Source organism: Clostridium sp. AM58-1XD (assembly GCF_003464085.1).
GTDB lineage: Bacteria > Bacillota > Clostridia > Lachnospirales > Lachnospiraceae > Lachnoclostridium_A.
On sequence record NZ_QSDR01000001.1, the window covers coordinates 58071 to 74691 of the forward strand.

14 protein-coding genes and 4 pseudogenes are annotated in these 16621 nt (G+C 48.1%); 14 read left to right on the forward strand and 4 right to left on the reverse strand.

Features of this window, described 5'->3' with window-relative positions; genetic code table 11:
- Positions 1–15: 15 nt before the first annotated feature.
- The 7 genes and pseudogenes from DXA13_RS00265 to DXA13_RS00295 all read left to right on the forward strand — a co-directional run bounded on the left by DXA13_RS00265 (position 16) and on the right by DXA13_RS00295 (position 6328).
- Positions 16–1060, forward strand: a pseudogene (locus DXA13_RS00265) (molybdopterin-binding protein).
- Between the two features lies 1 nt (position 1061).
- Positions 1062–1595 carry a cyclic pyranopterin monophosphate synthase MoaC gene (gene moaC, locus DXA13_RS00270; protein WP_347559628.1) on the forward strand — a complete coding sequence of 178 codons (534 nt, stop codon included), beginning with the start codon at positions 1062–1064 and terminating at the stop codon, positions 1593–1595.
- Positions 1592–2593, forward strand: coding sequence for a GTP 3',8-cyclase MoaA (gene moaA / locus DXA13_RS00275; protein WP_118241183.1), 1002 nt, complete (start codon positions 1592–1594; stop codon positions 2591–2593). The genes moaC and moaA overlap by 4 nt, the downstream gene beginning before the upstream one ends.
- A 27-nt stretch (positions 2594–2620) precedes the next feature.
- Complete coding sequence (locus DXA13_RS00280) at positions 2621–3619, forward strand: MOSC domain-containing protein (protein ID WP_243008890.1); 999 nt, start codon at positions 2621–2623, stop codon at positions 3617–3619.
- A gap of 48 nt (positions 3620–3667) precedes the next feature.
- A pseudogene (gene modA, locus DXA13_RS00285) lies at positions 3668–4503 on the forward strand (molybdate ABC transporter substrate-binding protein).
- 11 nt (positions 4504–4514) lie between these two features.
- Positions 4515–5213 carry a molybdate ABC transporter permease subunit gene (modB, locus tag DXA13_RS00290; protein ID WP_118241184.1) on the forward strand — a complete coding sequence of 233 codons (699 nt, stop codon included), beginning with the start codon at positions 4515–4517 and terminating at the stop codon, positions 5211–5213.
- A complete protein-coding gene (locus tag DXA13_RS00295; protein WP_243008891.1) occupies positions 5180–6328 on the forward strand; it encodes an ATP-binding cassette domain-containing protein in 1149 nt (382 codons plus the stop codon). The genes modB and DXA13_RS00295 overlap by 34 nt, the downstream gene beginning before the upstream one ends.
- Positions 6329–6523: 195 nt before the next feature.
- On the opposite strand, the gene DXA13_RS00300 is transcribed toward DXA13_RS00295, so the two are convergent.
- The 3 genes from DXA13_RS00300 to DXA13_RS00305 form a co-directional block, all read right to left on the reverse strand.
- Positions 6524–6850, reverse strand: a complete 327-nt coding sequence (locus DXA13_RS00300; protein ID WP_243008892.1) for a 3D domain-containing protein — start codon at positions 6848–6850, stop codon at positions 6524–6526.
- The gene (locus tag DXA13_RS21345; RefSeq protein ID WP_243008893.1) at positions 6814–7290 is read right to left on the reverse strand and encodes a hypothetical protein; all 477 of its coding nucleotides are present in this window, start codon (positions 7288–7290) and stop codon (positions 6814–6816) included. The genes DXA13_RS00300 and DXA13_RS21345 overlap by 37 nt, the downstream gene beginning before the upstream one ends.
- A 249-nt stretch (positions 7291–7539) precedes the next feature.
- Positions 7540–8196, reverse strand: coding sequence for a 4Fe-4S binding protein (locus DXA13_RS00305; RefSeq protein ID WP_118241186.1), 657 nt, complete (start codon positions 8194–8196; stop codon positions 7540–7542).
- 110 nt (positions 8197–8306) lie between these two features.
- On the opposite strand from DXA13_RS00305, the gene DXA13_RS00310 reads away from it, so the two are divergent.
- Positions 8307–8978, forward strand: coding sequence for a Crp/Fnr family transcriptional regulator (locus tag DXA13_RS00310; RefSeq protein ID WP_118241187.1), 672 nt, complete (start codon positions 8307–8309; stop codon positions 8976–8978).
- Positions 8975–9469, forward strand: a complete 495-nt coding sequence (locus DXA13_RS00315) for an HD domain-containing protein (RefSeq protein ID WP_118241188.1) — start codon at positions 8975–8977, stop codon at positions 9467–9469. Before DXA13_RS00310 ends, DXA13_RS00315 begins: the two co-directional genes overlap by 4 nt.
- Positions 9470–9799: 330 nt before the next feature.
- Here the strand turns inward: DXA13_RS00315 and DXA13_RS00320 are convergent, their stop codons facing one another.
- On the reverse strand, positions 9800–10648 hold the full coding sequence (locus DXA13_RS00320; RefSeq protein WP_243008894.1) for a 3D domain-containing protein: 849 nt from the start codon (positions 10646–10648) through the stop codon (positions 9800–9802).
- A 392-nt stretch (positions 10649–11040) separates the two neighbouring features.
- On the opposite strand from DXA13_RS00320, the gene hrcA reads away from it, so the two are divergent.
- From hrcA to DXA13_RS21350, 5 genes and pseudogenes are all read left to right on the forward strand, one after another.
- Positions 11041–12084 (forward strand): heat-inducible transcriptional repressor HrcA, encoded by a 1044-nt coding sequence (gene hrcA, locus DXA13_RS00325; RefSeq protein WP_118241189.1) that lies wholly within the window; start codon positions 11041–11043, stop codon positions 12082–12084.
- Positions 12056–12715 carry a nucleotide exchange factor GrpE gene (grpE, locus tag DXA13_RS00330; RefSeq protein ID WP_243008895.1) on the forward strand — a complete coding sequence of 220 codons (660 nt, stop codon included), beginning with the start codon at positions 12056–12058 and terminating at the stop codon, positions 12713–12715. The genes hrcA and grpE overlap by 29 nt, the downstream gene beginning before the upstream one ends.
- Before the next feature lie 107 nt (positions 12716–12822).
- Complete coding sequence (gene dnaK / locus DXA13_RS00335) at positions 12823–14688, forward strand: molecular chaperone DnaK (protein ID WP_118241191.1); 1866 nt, start codon at positions 12823–12825, stop codon at positions 14686–14688.
- Between the two features lie 99 nt (positions 14689–14787).
- Positions 14788–15929, forward strand: a pseudogene (dnaJ, locus tag DXA13_RS00340) (molecular chaperone DnaJ).
- A 173-nt stretch (positions 15930–16102) separates the two neighbouring features.
- Positions 16103–16300 (forward strand): annotated as a pseudogene (locus DXA13_RS21350) (helix-turn-helix transcriptional regulator); the annotation flags it as partial.
- Positions 16301–16621 lie beyond the last annotated feature (321 nt).

Genomic DNA, 16621 nt, shown 5'->3' on the forward strand with positions numbered 1-16621 from the left:
ACGGAGGAAGAATGTATGAAACTGATTCGGACAGAGGAAGCAGTGGGACATGTACTGTGTCATGATATTACACAGATCATAAAAGGAGTGACGAAGGATGCCGTATTCCGTAAGGGCCATGTAGTGAGGGAAGAGGATATTCCCGTCCTTATGAGCGTAGGAAAAGACCATCTGTATGTGTGGGAAAAGGACGATTCCATGCTCCATGAGAATGAGGCTGCAGAAATTCTCTGTGCGCTCTGCAAAGATGAGAATATGGAACGTTCTGAGGTGAAGGAAGGGAAAATCGAACTGACGGCGCTGTGCAACGGGCTTTTAAAGGTGAACAGGGAAGCCCTTTTTTGTATAAACAGCTTTGGCAGGATGATGATTGCGGCAAGACATGGGAATTTTCCGGTGAAAAAAGGGGAGAAATTGGCAGGTACCAGAATTATTCCTCTCGTAATTGAGAAAGAGGCGATGGAACAGGCCAGAGACCAAGCGCTTCGCGTTTCCGGAGGAAGATCAATTTTAAGGCTGCTGCCGTTCGGACATAAAAAGGCAGGTGTAATTACCACAGGGAACGAAGTGTTCTATGGCAGGATACAGGACACGTTTACACCTGTGATAGAAGAAAAACTGAAAGAATACGGCGGTGAGATGGCGGATCATATTGTCTGCGGCGACGATCATGAGCCATTACGGAAGCCGTCTTAAAAATGGCGGAGCAAGGAATGGATCTGATCATCTGCACAGGGGGAATGAGCGTGGACCCCGATGACCGGACGCCTCTGGCTATTAAAAATACGGGAGCGGCGATCATTTCCTATGGGGCCCTGTTCTTCCGGGAGCCATGTTCCTGATGGCATACCTGATATGCGGAGACAGAAATATACCGGTCATGGGGCTTCCAGGCTGTGTAATGTATGCGAAGAGAACGATTTTTGATTTGATTCTTCCGCGTGTGATGGCAGATGACGCAGTATCTGCAGAAGAACTGGCTGCATTGGGGGAGGGCGGACTGTGCCTGTCATGCCCGGAATGTACATTTCCCAACTGCGGATTTGGAAAAGGAAGGTAGAATGAAAATGGAACTGACACATTTTGACGAGCGGGGCAACGCTCTTATGGTGGATATCGGAGATAAGAAAGAAACGGACCGGGAGGCTGTGGCGAAAGGGAGCATTTTCATGAGTAGAACATGCCTTAAAAAAGTTATGGAAGGTTCCGTAAAGAAGGGAGATGTGCTGGGGACGGCCCGTATCGCCGGAATTATGGGAGCTAAGAGAACCTCGGATCTCATTCCTCTGTGCCATCCGCTTCCTCTTGCAAAGCTGACCATAGATTTTCATATCTTTGAAGAAAGGAATGAAGTCCAGGCCGTCTGTACGGCGCGTACTGTAGGAAAGACAGGAGTAGAAATGGAGGCCCTGACGGGAGTCAGTGCCGCTTTGCTCACGATTTATGATATGTGCAAGGCCGTGGACAAGGAAATGGAGATCAGCGGGATATGCCTTTGCAGAAAATCAGGAGGAAAGAGCGGAAATTTTGTGAATTCCAGGATTTCCGAAGCGGATTTTTCCAGAATGACAGAAAAAGAAGGGGAGCATTTATGACAGACAGCTACGGCAGGACGATCGACTATATGAGAGTGTCCATTACGGATCGCTGCAATTTAAGATGCCGGTACTGCATGCCCCACGGCATAAAAACCATCCCAATGAAAGAAATTCTTACGTTTGAAGAGATTGCATCCGTTGTCCGGAGTGGAGCGGACCTGGGAATCAGAAAGATTAAGGTGACAGGCGGAGAGCCTCTTGTCAGGCGCGGCTGCAGCCATCTCATCGAGCGATTGAAAGAGATACCGGGAATAGAGGAAGTAACCGTGACTACAAATGGAGTGCTTCTTTACAGCTATCTGGAAGAACTGAAGGAGGCAGGGACGGATGGAATCAATATCAGCCTGGATACTCTGAATGCGAAACGATATAAAGAAATTACCGGCTATGACAGTCTGGATACGGTACTCAGAGGGATACAGGCGGCTCTTAAGACGGATATTCCAATTAAGACCAATACGGTCGTACAGGAACAAATGGATAAGGAAGAATGGCTGCCTCTCGTTATGATGGCAAAGGATGTTCCGATCGATGTCCGGTTTATCGAGATGATGCCCGTAGGATACGGAAAAAAACTGGATTCAGGAGAATATGAAAGCCTGCAGGCGGAGATCAGGAGCCAATTTCCTGATATGAAAGCGGATATGTCACGTCACGGTAACGGACCGGCAGAGTATTATAAAATCCCGGGATTCAGAGGAAGCATAGGGTTTATTGCGGCGATGCACGGAAAGTTCTGCAGCTCCTGCAACCGGCTCCGCCTGACATCCACCGGTTTTCTAAAAAGCTGCCTCTGTTATGATGACGGAACTGATCTGAAACGAATTCTGAGGGCGAAAAGCAAAATAGAAGGCTTTGAGAAAAATGACCTGCCGCCGGAACGAAAACTGCGCCAGGCGATCGAAAATACCATAAGAGAAAAGCCGAAAGCTCACTGTTTTGAGGAGCAGGAACAGATTACAGAATCCGGAGTCATGGCCTCGATCGGAGGATAAGATAAACAATTAGGAAGGAAAAGAGATATGGTCCAGGTGAAAAAGGAAATGAAAGGAACCGTCCGGGCAGTCTGCATAAGCAGAGAGAGGGGGACGGAGAAAACCCCTGTCGGCGAAGCGGTGTTCATTGAAAATTATGGTATTGAGGGAGATGCTCATGCAGGAAACTGGCACAGGCAGGTAAGCCTTTTATCCTATGATAAGGTAGCGGCATTTAATGAGCGCGGAGCCATGGTTTCGGACGGTGATTTTGGCGAAAACCTGGTGGTGGAAGGGATTGATTTTTCGGCTCTTCCGGTAGGAACTATGTTTTACACGGGTGATGTGGCGCTGGAAATGAGCCAGATCGGGAAGGAGTGCCACAGCCATTGTACGATATACAGGAGAATGGGAGAGTGCATCATGCCAAGAGAAGGCGTGTTTGCGAAAGTGATAAAGGGCGGAACCGTCCGCCCGGGAGATGAGATCAGAGCGGTGTTTCCAGAGAGAGAACGACCCTATACGGCGGCTGTCATCACTATGAGTGACAAGGGGGCAAGAGGGGAAAGAGAAGACATGAGCGGCCCAAAAGCTGTAAAGATTTTAGAGGAAAACGGCTTTGTAGTGGAGGAGCAGATGGTGCTTCCAGACGAACCGGAGCTGCTTAAAAAAGAACTGATCCGGCTGGCCGACAGCAGGCAGATCAGCCTGATCGTTACAAGCGGGGGAACGGGATTTTCCCTGAGAGACAGAACGCCGGAAGCGACGATGTCAGTGGCGGAACGAAATGCTCCGGGGATAGCGGAAGCAATCCGGTATGAATCTATGAAAGCTACGAAGAGAGCCATGCTGGGCAGGGGCGTCTCTGTCATACGGAAACGGACGCTCATTGTAAATCTTCCAGGGAGTCCAAAAGCGGTAAAAGAGAGTCTGGAAGCAGTAATCGGTATTCTGCCCCATGGTCTTGGCGTGCTGAGGGGAACGGAGACCGAGTGCGGAAGGTGCGAAGTGAGCGTACAGCCTGCCGGCAAGGAAACTTTAAAATAGAACAGAGAGGTATGGAAGATGAAAATGAAGCCGTTTGGAAAGAAAATTATGGCGGCAGTCCTGATTTTGTCTGCAGCAGCCGGATGTGGGAAGGCAGCTTCTGATCCGGCTGCAGAGCCGGCGCCAAAAGCTGAAGCAGAGGGGAAAACGGCAGCAGAAGCCGGAAATGCGGCAGGAGAGAAAGAGCAGGTTGTAATCCTGACGGCAGCGGCGGCCAGTTTAAAATATTCTTTTGACGAAAAACTGATTCCGCTTTTCGAAGAAAAATATCCATGGATTACGGTAGAAGCTTCCTACGACAGTTCAGGAAAGCTTCAGTCTCAGATCGAAGAGGGCCTGGCGGCCGACGTCTTTATGTCTGCTGCAGAAAAGCAGATGGATGCGCTGGCAGAAGAAGGCCTGATCGATGAAGAATCCAGAGCCGATATTCTGGAAAATAAGATCGTTCTGATCGTACCGGAAACGGAAGAGAATCCGGGAGAAATAACAAGTTTCGAGGATATTGTGAAAGCGGAACTGATTGCCGTAGGAGATCCGGAAAGCGTGCCGGCCGGACAGTATGGAAAAGAAGTGCTGGAGTCCATGGGACTTTGGGAAGAAGTCAGCCGGAAGGCCAGCTATGGAACGAATGTAACGGAAGTTTAAACTGGGTGGCTGAGGGAAGCGCTGAAGCAGGAATCGTATACGCTACGGATGCAGCTGCGGAAAAGGGAGTCAGAACGGTTGCTGCGGCTCCGGAGGGAAGTCTCGGGACAAATGTCCTGTATCCGGCGGCAGTGATAAAGAATACGCCGCATCCGGATGAAGCGCAGCTGTTTTTGGGATTTCTTAAGAGTGAAGAGGCGGCTGCATGCTTTGAGGAATATGGATTTACGCCGAAGTAGGAGGTGAAAGGATGGACTGGTCACCCGTATGGATATCGATGAAAACGGCTGCCTGTGCCGGTGTAGTTACCTTTTTTCTGGGAATCTTTGCGGCTTGGAGGGTCGTGGGACTGAAGCAAAGATGGATTAAAATCTTATGGGATGCGGCGTTCACTCTCCCCATGGTCCTTCCCCCAACGGTAGCCGGATTTTTCCTATTGTACATATTCGGTGTAAAAAGACATGTGGGACGCTTTCTGGCTGAATATTTCGGAGTAAAAGTGGCATTTTCCTGGCAGGCCGCCGTTCTTTCCGCCGTTGTGATCTCATTTCCTCTCATGTACCGGGCGGCCAGAGGGGCCTTTGAGCAGGTGGACCGGACGCTGATAGATGCCGGTCGGACGCTGGGGATGAGTGAATGGAATATTTTCTGGAAAATCGTATTTCCAGGCGCATTCCCCGGAATCGTATCAGGAGGAATCCTGGCATTTGCGAGAGGATTGGGAGAATTCGGCGCTACGGCTATGATTGCAGGAAACATTGCAGGAAAAACGAGAACGCTGCCGCTGGCCGTCTACTCAGCGGTAGCGGCGGGTCATATGGAACGCGCATGGCCATACGTAGCGGTTATTATTTTTATTGCGTTTACGGCTGTCGCCTGTATGAATATGGCCTCCTTCTGGCAGGAGTGCAGAGGATGGAGAGAAAGCGGAAAGGGCGTCCGGTTATGAGCTTATATGCAAAGATAAAGAAAAAGATGGGAGCGTTTGAACTGGATACGGAAATCGATCTGGAAAAGGGAACCCTTGGGATACTGGGAGCGTCAGGCTGCGGAAAAAGCATGACCTTAAAGTGTATCGCCGGGATCGAGAGGCCGGACGAGGGGCGGATCGTGCTGAACGGAAAGGTTCTCTTCGATTCTCATCAAAAGGTGGATTTAAAGCCTCAGGAGCGGCATGTAGGTTATCTGTTTCAGGATTATGCCCTGTTTCCCAATATGACGGTAGAGAGAAATGTTCTGTGCGGATTTTCCGGAATGAGCAAAACGAGCCGGAATGAAAAAATGGAAAAGGTGAACCGCCTGATTCGGAGATTTCGACTGGATGGACTGGAAAATAAATACCCTTCCCAGCTTTCAGGCGGTCAGAAGCAGAGAACGGCCATTGCCAGGATGATGGCGGCTGATCCGGAGATTCTGCTGTTCGATGAGCCGTTTACCGCTTTGGATTCCTACCTGAAAGAACAGCTTCAGATGGAGGTAAAATCATTTTTGGAAGAATCAGGCAGGGACGCCGTTTTAGTCACTCACAGCAGGGAAGAAATCTACAGCCTTTGCGGCCGGATGGCGGTTATGAACGGCGGCCGCATCCTGGAAACAGGAAGAACGGCGGAGCTGTTTGCAGATCCGCATCTTCTGGAAACGGCCAGGCTTACCGGCTGTAAAAATATATCAAGAGCGGCTGTATTGAACCGAAATCAAATAAAAGCACTGGATTGGGGAATCGTGATGGATGTGAAGCGCCGGATTCCGGATGGAATCACCCACGTGGGAATCAGAGCCCATTCCTTTTATGAGGTTTTGGAGAACGGAAAAAATTACGGATGCAGAATAAAGATCGGTAAGGCAGAACTGTCGGAAGGTCCTTTTGAATGGAATGTGCTCGTCACTCCGTCCGGTTTGAAACAGGGCGGGGATGGTGAGCACAAAATATGGTGGAAGATCAGCAGACAGGACTTTAGGGAAATAGGAGGTATTCCTGCCTGCATCGCCGTAAAAGAGGAGGATATTCTGTTTTTAAAGCAGGACAGTTCGAGCAGCCAGGGGCCAGAGGACGGACTGAAATGAAAGCCGGTTTCCCTCGAATAAAGCAGAGGGCGGGAGGCGTATATAAGGCTGCTGAAGGGCAGTCTGCTCAAGCGGCTGTTTGGAATATTGACATAAAAAATCCCCCTATTATCCAGTGTAAAATCTTCGAATGACTTTCTAAAGGATAAAGGGGGAGGGAAAACGATCCCTGAAATCAGATATCAAGTATGATTGTTACTGAACCAAGAACACTTCCTGCCTTCCTCCGATTCGGGAGGCCTCTGCATGGGAGTTGCAGAAAATATCGACATGTTTTCCTTTTACGCCGCCGCCCTTGTCCTCGGCAGTGTAAATGATTCCGTTGATCATGACCTTAGTTCCGAAAGGAATGACCCTTGGATCTACGGAAATTGTATGGTTGGCCCTGGGAACGGCACCTGTAAAGGTACTGTTGATCGAAGACCATTTGCCGCAGCAGATCCGGCATTTGCAGTAGCCGGTCAGGCGGAACGTACCAAGAGATTTCAGATGAAGGTTGCCGCCGCCCGCATTGGCTGCCAAGATGGCAGGATTTTCGGAGATCTGTGTAACGGATCCGCCATCTGCCGTCTTTTTGTACTGAAGCGTATTCGGCAGTTTTTCACCCTCAACGTAAGCTTCGATATCGTAAGTGCCTCTGGGTGGGAGGACCAGTCGATATCGGCAGAAAAACCGCAGTAGTCGTTGAGTTTTCCTTCATTTTTAATATCGGTTCTCTTTTCAGAAGCGAAAACGGTAAAATCCTGTGTAGTCTCTTTTGTATCATGATTTTTTACAAGAATCTGTACACTCGCAGACGTATGAGGAGAAGTAACGTTACATGCCCAGCCGGTGACTGAACCGTCGTCCATCCCATCAAGAGATCCGTTATATTCTGCTGCCCATGCGGAGAACGACCAGAGCAAAAGCAGCACTGTTGTAAACATCGTTGCAATTAGGTTCCTTTTTGTTGTTGTTTTCATAAAAACACCTCATTTCTTAAGACTAAGGAAACACAATATAAATATATGTAACACTTTCGTAATAAATGCGGGATACAGCATATTTTACACTATTTTTCCATTTTGTCAAGTTTTTGGTATTTTTAACGTTCAGAACCATTGCATCCAAACAAATATGCCCTCGTCATCAGATTCCGTTTTCAGGCAGCAGCTAGTTGCGTTATCTGATATCGAGGGCAGTTGTTCTATTTTTTAGTATCCGTTATTCATCTAAAATCGTTCCTTCTGTGGAATGGTGATCACCTGCCACGGTATCCGTTTGCCGCTCTCAGAAAGCGCGCGCCGGGCAGCGTGTTCGATGCCGCCGCAGCATGGAACCTCCATGCGCACGACGGTCAGATCCCGGATGTCGTTGTTGCGAAGGATTTCAGTCAGTTTTTCCGCATAATCGACGGAATCGAGTTTCGGACAGCCAACCAGGGTGATCCTTCCGCGGATAAAGTCATCGTGAAAGCTGCCGTAGGCAAATGCAGTACAGTCTGCAGCGATTAAAAGGCTGGCATTGTCAAAATAAGGAGCCTTTAACGGTGCGAGCTTGATCTGCACCGGCCACTGGCTGAGACGGGACTGAACAGATCCGGCGGGGGCAGCGGAAAGGGCAGCCTTTTCCGTTTCCTTTTTATTTTTCTTATTATTCTTATTATTCAAAACGGCCTGTTCATCGTAAGCGGCGGCTTCCCGTTCGACGAACGAGATCGCTCCTGCCGGACAGGTAGGGAGACAGTCGCCCAGGCCGTCACAGTAATCATCACGGAGAAGTTTCGCCTTTCCATCGACCATACCGATCGCCTGTTCATGACAGGCCTCGGCACAGAGTCCGCAACCGTTGCACAAATCTTCATTAATCTGAATAATTTTACGTATCATAATCATATCCTCCTAAAGGGTACTTTGTATCTTATCTTGATTTCCTGAGAATATCATACTATAATCATTTTTATAAGTATGTTGTTATAACAACGGAAGAGAGAAAATTTATGAATTATCTTTTTTTGTCAGAAACAGAACTATTTTGCGGAATTACTCCGGTGGAGACAGAGATGATGGTGAACTGTCTGGAAGCCCGGACAAAATCCTATCAAAAAGGAGAATCCATATATCGGTCGGGGGACAGAATTGAAGCTATGGGACTCGTGCTTAGCGGAAGCGTGAATATCCTGCAGAACAGCATCTGGGGACATCAGAATATCATTGGACACGCAGGGGCCGGAGAGGTATTTGCAGAGACGTATGCATGTATTCCTGATGAATTGTCAATGGCGGATGTGACTGCGGCAGAAGAGACAGAAATTCTATTTCTGAATATCGAAAAGGTCATGAAAACGTGTCCCTCTGCCTGCCAGTTTCACAGCCGGCTGGTCAGAAATCTGCTTTCGGTAATGGCGTCAAAGAACTTGAACCTTACCAGGAAGATCAGCCACATTTCTCCAAAATCCATCAGAGACAGGCTGATGTCCTATCTTTCCCTGCAGGCGGTAAAACAGGGAAAGTTTCAGTTTGAGATACCGTTTAACAGGCAGGAACTGGCTGATTATCTCTGTGTGGACCGGAGCGCTATGTCCAATGAACTCAGTAAGATGAGGCAGGAAGGCCTGCTGACATATCATAAAAATAAATTCCAGCTGGAAGAAAAGGAGCAGCAGATATGAAGAAGATAAACACACTTTTAAATGAAATGATCAGTTACTACAGCGGAGATCCAAACAGAATTCAGCATTTCGTTAAGGTTTACAGCTTTGCGAAAATGATTGGTGAGATGGAGTGCCTGGATGAAGAACTGCTGGACACTCTGGAGGCCGCCGCAGTCGTTCATGACATCGGAATCAAAGCGGCAGAGGAAAAATACGGAAGCAGCGCAGGTAAGCTGCAGGAGCAGGAAGGACCGGCTCTGGCGGCCGAAATGCTTCATAAACTGGAGTTTGATGAGAAAACAGTAAGTCGCGTAGCTTACCTGGTGGGACACCACCATACATACAGTGATATACAGGGAATGGACTATCAGATACTGGTAGAGGCTGATTTCCTTGTAAACCTCTATGAGCACGGCAGTTCGAAAGAGGATGTGGCAGAAGCCTGCGAACGTATATTTTGCACACCGTCAGGACGCGCTGTCTGTCGCACCATGTTCGGACTGGACTGAGGCTGGGGCGGCGGATAGAGAGCCGCCAGGCTTTCAGCGAAGAACAAAGAGTTCCGCTTGCGGAACTCTCGCGCTGAGCGCTGTACCCGATAAAGCGGGGCATGCAATCGCATTAGCGACATCATTCCTTTTGTGCGAGTGCGCATCCATAGCGGAGCGTTTTTGCTTTCTAGGAATCATACGATTTATCACTTTACAATAACAAGGTCTTTCCTATGTAACTAAAAAGCACAGCCTCCGATACAAGGTGACTTGGCTACCGTCTGGAACGGAACCTTGTATTGGGGGCTGTGCCGGTTTTACTGTGTACAGCGTTATTTTTAGTTATTGTTATTCAACTACTTCAAACACTTCTTTGTTCTGTCTGCCGAATCCGGCTGCGGCCGCATGGTTGTCAAAATAAATATCCAGCTTGTTGCCGACCATTCCGCCGCCCGTATCTTCCACCGTATAAATAATGCCGTCAATCATGAGCTTTGTACCGAGCGGGAATTTGTTTAAGTCTGCGGAAATCGTGTGGTTGCCCGTCGGCTTTTTGCCTGAATATGTAAGGCCCTGGCCGATAATACACTGCGGGCATGTACAGTAGCCGGTTACGGAAAAGGTTCCGAGGGATTTTCCCTTTTTAGACGAAGTGTCCGCTGCCTTAGCGCTTTCGGCAGGCTTGGAACTCTCCGAGGACTTTGCCTTTCCTGAAGATTTTGCGCTGTCGGACGAACTGCTCTTGCTCTTTTCTGAGGACGAGGAGCTTCCGGAGGAAGATTTGGAAGAACCGGAAGAAGAACTGCCGGAAGCCGTCGCCCCAATGCCGATCCAGTCGTCGTTATAGACGGCGTATGCCTTGATCTTGGACGGTTTTCCTCCAAGTGATTTCCAGTCTACCGCTGCATCAAAATAATGCCAGCCGTCGCCGATCTCTTCCTCTACGTTCTTATTATATTTGTCTGCAGTGAGACTGAGGGATTTTTTCGGCTTGGAAGGATCATCATAATAAAGAAGAATCTTTACAGTCAGTATTTCGCCGAAATGTCCCTTGTGCCATGCCCAGCCGTAGATGCCGTTGTCGGTAGTTCCATAGCTTCCTTCTACTTCTGCCGCGAATGCAGGGAAGGAGAAGAAACACATGGCAGCAAGAATAAGTAAAAACTGCCGTAACGTTTTTGTAACATTTACTTTCATAAATAACCTCGCAATCGTTCTTGTTCGGTGAGCATACGGTGGTAGGAAGCTCAAAAGGTCAAACAAAACACACCCGTATGACTCGCACTAAGCCCCTGAAAACTATGCTGAGTGCTCGTAGTATCAATTCCTATTATATTACAAAAATGTTAAATGTCAATAAAAGCCGAAAGATGTCTGATTAAAACCCGGTATATACCGGAAAGATTTTGATTATATAAGGAGAAATCTGGGGACACAACGGTGGAGCTTGGATTCGGAAGAGTTTTGTAGTGATTTATTGAAAAAACTATTGACAAAGATGAGGAAAAGGAATATATTATGAAATGTAGATGTTAGCACTCGACACCAATGAGTGCTAATTGATAGAAAAAGCCGGGAGGGAAACAGATATGGAACTTGATGATCGTAAGATTACCATATTGAAAGCGATAATAAAAACATATCTGGAAACGGGAGAGCCGGTTGGCTCCAGGACAATTTCCAAATATTCCGACTTAAAGCTGAGTTCCGCTACAATCCGGAATGAGATGTCTGATCTGGAGGAGATGGGATATATCATCCAGCCCCATACTTCAGCCGGAAGAATTCCATCTGACAGAGGTTACCGTTTTTACGTAGACCAGATCATGCTGGAAAAAGACAACGAAGTGATGGAGATGAAGGAACTGATGATCCAGCGTGTAGGGCGTGTGGAACTTATGCTCAAGAAGATGGCACAGGTTCTGGCGGCCAATACGAATTATGCAGCGATGATCAGCGGACCGCAGTATCACCAGAATAAATTAAAATTCATTCAGCTTTCCAGGGTGGATGAACACAAGCTTCTGGTTGTAACGGTTGTAGAAGGCAATCTTGTTAAAAATACAATCGTCAGCATATTGGATCCGGTCAGTGATGAAGAGCTTCTCAATCTTAATATCATGCTGAACAGCAGTCTGAACGGGCTTACGATTGAGGAAATCAATCTGGGAGTGATCAGCAAGCTGAAAGAGCAGGCAGGGCCGCACAGCCAGGTGGTCGATCTGGTGCTGAACGAAGTGGCGGATGCCATTAAGGCGGACGAGGAAGACCTCCAGATTTATACCAGCGGTGCAACGAACATTTTTAAATATCCGGAACTCAGTGACGGAGAGAAAGCGAGCAGCCTTCTCAGCACACTGGAGCAAAAAGAGCTTCTCCAGGATCTGATCACGGATGTGAACAGCAGTGAGAATGAGAATGGAACGGGCATTCAGGTATATATCGGCGATGAGATGCCGGTCCAGTCAATGAAGGACTGCAGCGTCGTAACTGCCAATTATGAGCTGGGGGAAGGATTGCGTGGAACAATCGGAATCATAGGCCCCAAGCGCATGGACTACGAAAAAGTAGTGAAGACACTAAAAAATCTTATGACGCAGTTGGATGATACGTTTAAGAATGAAGAAGGGTGACCAGAAAGTGATAAATGAAGAAAATAAAAACCAGGAAATAAATGAAGAAGTGCTGACGCAGGAGCAGGCAGACAACGTGGAAGAGCAGGCGCCGGAGGCAGGAGAACCGGAGGGGGCTGAAAGGGAACAGGAAGAAGCCGCTGAGGGAAAAGAAGAAAAGAAGGGATTTTTCGGTAAAAAGAAAGAGAAGAAGGATCCGAAAGACGAGAAGATCGAGGAGCTGACCGACCGGCTGAAACGCAGCATGGCGGAATTTGATAATTTCCGCAAGCGTACGGAAAAAGAGAAGTCCGCAATGTTTGAAATGGGCGCAAAGGATGTGGTGGAAAAAATCCTTCCTGTCGTGGATAATTTCGAAAGAGGTCTGGCGGCCATACCGGATGGAGAAAAGGAAGGTTCTTTTGCCAAGGGTATGGAAATGATTTACAAACAGCTGATGAAAACGCTGGAAGATATGGGAGTTAAACCGATTGAGGCGGTAGGTATGGAATTCGATCCGAATTTCCATAACGCGGTGATGCACATTGACGATGAAAACTTCGGGGAAAATGTAGTAGCTGCGGAGCTTCAGAAAGGCTATATGTACCGTGATTCCGTCGTAAGGCACAGCATGGTGCAGGTTGCAAATTAGCATTCCATATGAGGCGGATGTCATAACAGATGATTTCGCAGCATATTGAAACAGATAGATTCACATGATATGTAAATGATAGAATAGAAGTCAGGAGGAAAAAGACTATGGGCAAGATTATTGGTATTGACTTAGGTACAACAAATAGCTGCGTAGCAGTTATGGAAGGCGGAAAGCCGGTAGTAATCGCAAATGCAGAGGGCGTGAGGACAACTCCGTCTGTAGTAGCATTTACAAAGACAGGAGAGAGGCTGGTAGGCGAGCCTGCAAAGCGTCAGGCAGTAACGAATGCAGAAAGAACCATCTCCTCAATCAAGAGACACGTAGGTACGGACTATAAGGTTGACATCGACGGAAAGAAGTATACACCTCAGGAAATTTCTGCGATGATTCTTCAGAAGCTGAAAGCAGACGCAGAAAGCTACCTTGGTGAGAAGGTAACAGAAGCAGTTATTACGGTTCCTGCTTACTTTAATGACGCACAGCGCCAGGCTACAAAGGATGCGGGAAAAATCGCAGGCCTTGATGTAAAACGTATTATCAACGAGCCGACAGCAGCAGCTTTGGCATACGGCCTGGACAATGAAAAAGAACAGAAGATCATGGTATACGACTTAGGCGGCGGTACATTTGATGTTTCCATTATTGAAATTGGCGACGGCGTTATTGAAGTACTCGCTACAAACGGCGATACACGTCTTGGCGGCGACGATTTTGACAATACGATCACGAATTGGATGATCGACGAATTCAAGAAGGCAGAAGGCGTAGATCTCTCCGGCGACAAGATGGCTCTGCAGAGATTGAAAGAAGCAGCAGAGAAGGCAAAGAAAGAGCTGTCTTCCGCAACGACAACGAATATTAACCTTCCGTTCATCACTGCGACAAGTGAAGGACCGAAGCATTTGGATATGAACCTGACAAGGGCTAAATTCGACGAACTGACAAGAGACCTGATTGAAAGAACGGCTGTTCCGGTGCAGAATGCATTAAAGGACGCAGGACTGACAGCTTCAGAGCTTGGAAAAGTACTTCTCGTAGGTGGTTCTACACGTATGATCGCAGCACAGGATAAGGTAAAACAGCTGACAGGCAAAGAGCCGTCCAAGTCACTGAATCCTGATGAATGTGTTGCTGTCGGCGCGGCAATCCAGGGCGGAAAGCTGGCAGGAGATGCAGGCGCAGGCGATATCCTTCTCCTGGACGTAACACCTCTGTCCCTGTCGATCGAGACGATGGGCGGCGTTGCTACGAGACTGATCGAGAGAAATACGACTATTCCGACAAAGAAGAGCCAGATTTTCTCCACGGCAGCAGACAATCAGACGGCAGTAGATATCCACGTTGTACAGGGTGAAAGACAGTTTGCAAGGGACAACAAGACCTTAGGCCAGTTCCGCCTGGATGGAATCCCGCCGGCAAGAAGAGGAATCCCGCAGATTGAGGTTACATTTGATATCGATGCAAACGGCATTGTAAATGTAAGCGCAAAGGATCTCGGCACAGGAAAAGAACAGCATATTACGATTACGTCCGGTTCCAACATGTCCGATGACGATATCGATAAGGCAGTTAAGGAAGCAGCGGAATACGAAGCACAGGATAAAAAGAAAAAAGAGGCAATTGATACGAGAAATGAAGCAGATTCCATCGTATTCCAGACAGAAAAGGCTCTGGAAGAGGTAGGCGATAAGCTTCAGGAATCTGACAAGGCAGGAGTTCAGGCTGATTTAACTGCATTAAAAGATGCGATCAACAAGGCTCCGGTAGATCAGATGACAGACGCTCAGGTTGATGAGATCAAAGCTGCAAAAGAAAAACTGATGTCCAGCGCTCAGGCACTGTTTGCAAAGGTATATGAACAGGCTCAGGGGGCGGCAGGCGCTCAGGGAGCAGGACCGCAGGGACAGCCGGAAGGCGGTGCCGCAGGTTACGGCGATGACGTTGTAGACGGCGATTACAAAGAAGTTTAATAACAGCATAAGATAAGAGCAGGAACCATCCTGCCGGGTGTGGACCTGGCAGAGTGGTTTTCTGCTGATTTTACAGTAATCAATGAAAGGTAGACTGTCATGGCAGAGAGTAAGAGAGATTATTATGAAGTCCTGGGGGTCCAAAAGGATGCCGATGATGCGGCTCTGAAAAAGGCTTACCGTGTGCTTGCGAAGAAATATCATCCGGATGCCAATCCGGGAGATCAGGAAGCTGAGCAGAAGTTTAAGGAAGCCTCAGAAGCGTACAGTGTTTTAGCGATCCGGAAAAACGCCGCCAGTATGACCAGTTCGGCCATGCGGCATTTGACGGAGCGGCAGGCGGCGCCGGCGGTTTCGGCGGATTTGATTTTTCCGGGGCTGATATGGGCGATATTTTTGGCGACATCTTCGGCGATATTTTCGGCGGGAGCCGTGGGAGAGGGGCGCGTTCCACCGGTCCAATGCGGGGAGCGAATGTCAGAACATCGGTCAGGGTAACGTTCGAGGAAGCCGTATTCGGCTGTGAAAAGGAAATAGAGATCAATTATAAAGAAGAGTGCAGCGACTGCCACGGAACAGGGGCGAAGCCCGGAACATCTCCGCAGACATGTCCAAAGTGTAATGGTAAGGGCAAAATCATGTATACACAGCAGTCTTTCTTCGGCACGGTTCAGAATGTCCAGACATGCCCGGACTGCGGCGGCAGCGGTAAGATTATAAAAGAAAAGTGTTCGAAATGCTATGGATCAGGATATGTCTCCACCAGGAAAAAATTCAAGGTCAACATACCGGCGGGCATTGACAACGGACAGAGCATCCGTCTGGCCGGAGCAGGCGAACCTGGAACAAACGGAGGCGGAAGAGGCGATCTTCTTGTTGAAGTTGTCGTATCCAGCCATCCTGTCTTCAAACGTCAGGACACCAGCATCTTCTCCACAGTGCCGATCTCCTTTGTACAGGCAGCTCTTGGAGGACCGATCCGAATCCGTACCGTAGACGGAGAAGTGGAATACGAGGTGAAACCGGGAACTCAGACGGATACTAGAGTACGGCTGCGTGGTAAGGGTGTGCCGACTCTCCGCAATAAAAATATCCGCGGCGATCATTATGTGACGCTTGTGGTACAGGTTCCGGAGCGGCTGACAGAAGCTCAGAAGGAAGCTCTCAGGAAATTTGATGAAGCGATGGGCGGAACTTCCCACACGGAAGAGAAGCCGAAGAAAAAAGGATTTTTTAAATAAAACATACAGATTTCAACAGAAAAGGCTGTTATCCGGCAAAAAAATGCCGGGTAGGAGCCTTTTGCGCTTTACAATTCTAAAGCAGTGCGTGTATAATAGAAAAAAGACATTCAAGAGTAGAAGACTGGTATAGGAAACCCGCTGTAGATTTTTAGAAAAAACAGGAGGAGGCCATGACAGAGCTAAAAACGAACATGTGCGAGTTTAGAAAGCAGATGAACATTTCCCAGATGGAGCTTGGCAGGCTTGTTGGCGTCAGAAGGGAAACAATCGGGAATCTGGAAAATGGGAAATACAATCCGTCTTTGAAATTGGCTATGGACATTGCTAAGGTTTTCGGAAAGAGAGTTGAAGAAGTATTCTATTTCGACGGGGAAGATGAGACAAAAGAACGAGTGACAGCATGGCGCAGATCCAGAGAAAATGGAAAACTTCCATCTAAAAAGATGACAAGGAACCGCGATAAAAAAACGGATTCCGGAAAAGTCCCGGAAGTTTAAAGCAGCGAAGACGGAGAGACCATAACCAAAGAGAAAACAGGCGGTATATGCCTGTAAAAATGTATACTATGAGCACTTGGCCAGGCATTGCCCAGCTTCGTGCAATATGCAAAGCAGCAGCTTACATAGGCCGGCGCACCATCTTACCGAAAGATGCGCCGGCTTTTTGTATGCTTTCGTGCAGAATTCCTA

Excerpts from the sequence above, each read along its gene's own strand:
- DXA13_RS00280 (WP_243008890.1), top strand. The coding sequence starts at position 2,621 with ATGGTCCAGGTGAAAAAGGAAATGAAAGGAACCGTCCGGGCAGTCTGC.
- DXA13_RS00320 (WP_243008894.1), bottom strand. The coding sequence starts at position 10,648 with ATGAAAGTAAATGTTACAAAAACGTTACGGCAGTTTTTACTTATTCTT.
- modB (WP_118241184.1), top strand. The coding sequence starts at position 4,515 with ATGGACTGGTCACCCGTATGGATATCGATGAAAACGGCTGCCTGTGCC.
- moaC (WP_347559628.1), top strand. The coding sequence starts at position 1,062 with ATGAAAATGGAACTGACACATTTTGACGAGCGGGGCAACGCTCTTATG.
- hrcA (WP_118241189.1), top strand. The coding sequence starts at position 11,041 with ATGGAACTTGATGATCGTAAGATTACCATATTGAAAGCGATAATAAAA.
- DXA13_RS21345 (WP_243008893.1), bottom strand. The coding sequence starts at position 7,290 with ATGAAAACAACAACAAAAAGGAACCTAATTGCAACGATGTTTACAACA.
- DXA13_RS00310 (WP_118241187.1), top strand. The coding sequence starts at position 8,307 with ATGAATTATCTTTTTTTGTCAGAAACAGAACTATTTTGCGGAATTACT.
- moaA (WP_118241183.1), top strand. The coding sequence starts at position 1,592 with ATGACAGACAGCTACGGCAGGACGATCGACTATATGAGAGTGTCCATT.
- grpE (WP_243008895.1), top strand. The coding sequence starts at position 12,056 with ATGATACGTTTAAGAATGAAGAAGGGTGACCAGAAAGTGATAAATGAA.
- DXA13_RS00315 (WP_118241188.1), top strand. The coding sequence starts at position 8,975 with ATGAAGAAGATAAACACACTTTTAAATGAAATGATCAGTTACTACAGC.
- dnaK (WP_118241191.1), top strand. The coding sequence starts at position 12,823 with ATGGGCAAGATTATTGGTATTGACTTAGGTACAACAAATAGCTGCGTA.
- DXA13_RS00295 (WP_243008891.1), top strand. The coding sequence starts at position 5,180 with ATGGAGAGAAAGCGGAAAGGGCGTCCGGTTATGAGCTTATATGCAAAG.
- DXA13_RS00305 (WP_118241186.1), bottom strand. The coding sequence starts at position 8,196 with ATGATACGTAAAATTATTCAGATTAATGAAGATTTGTGCAACGGTTGC.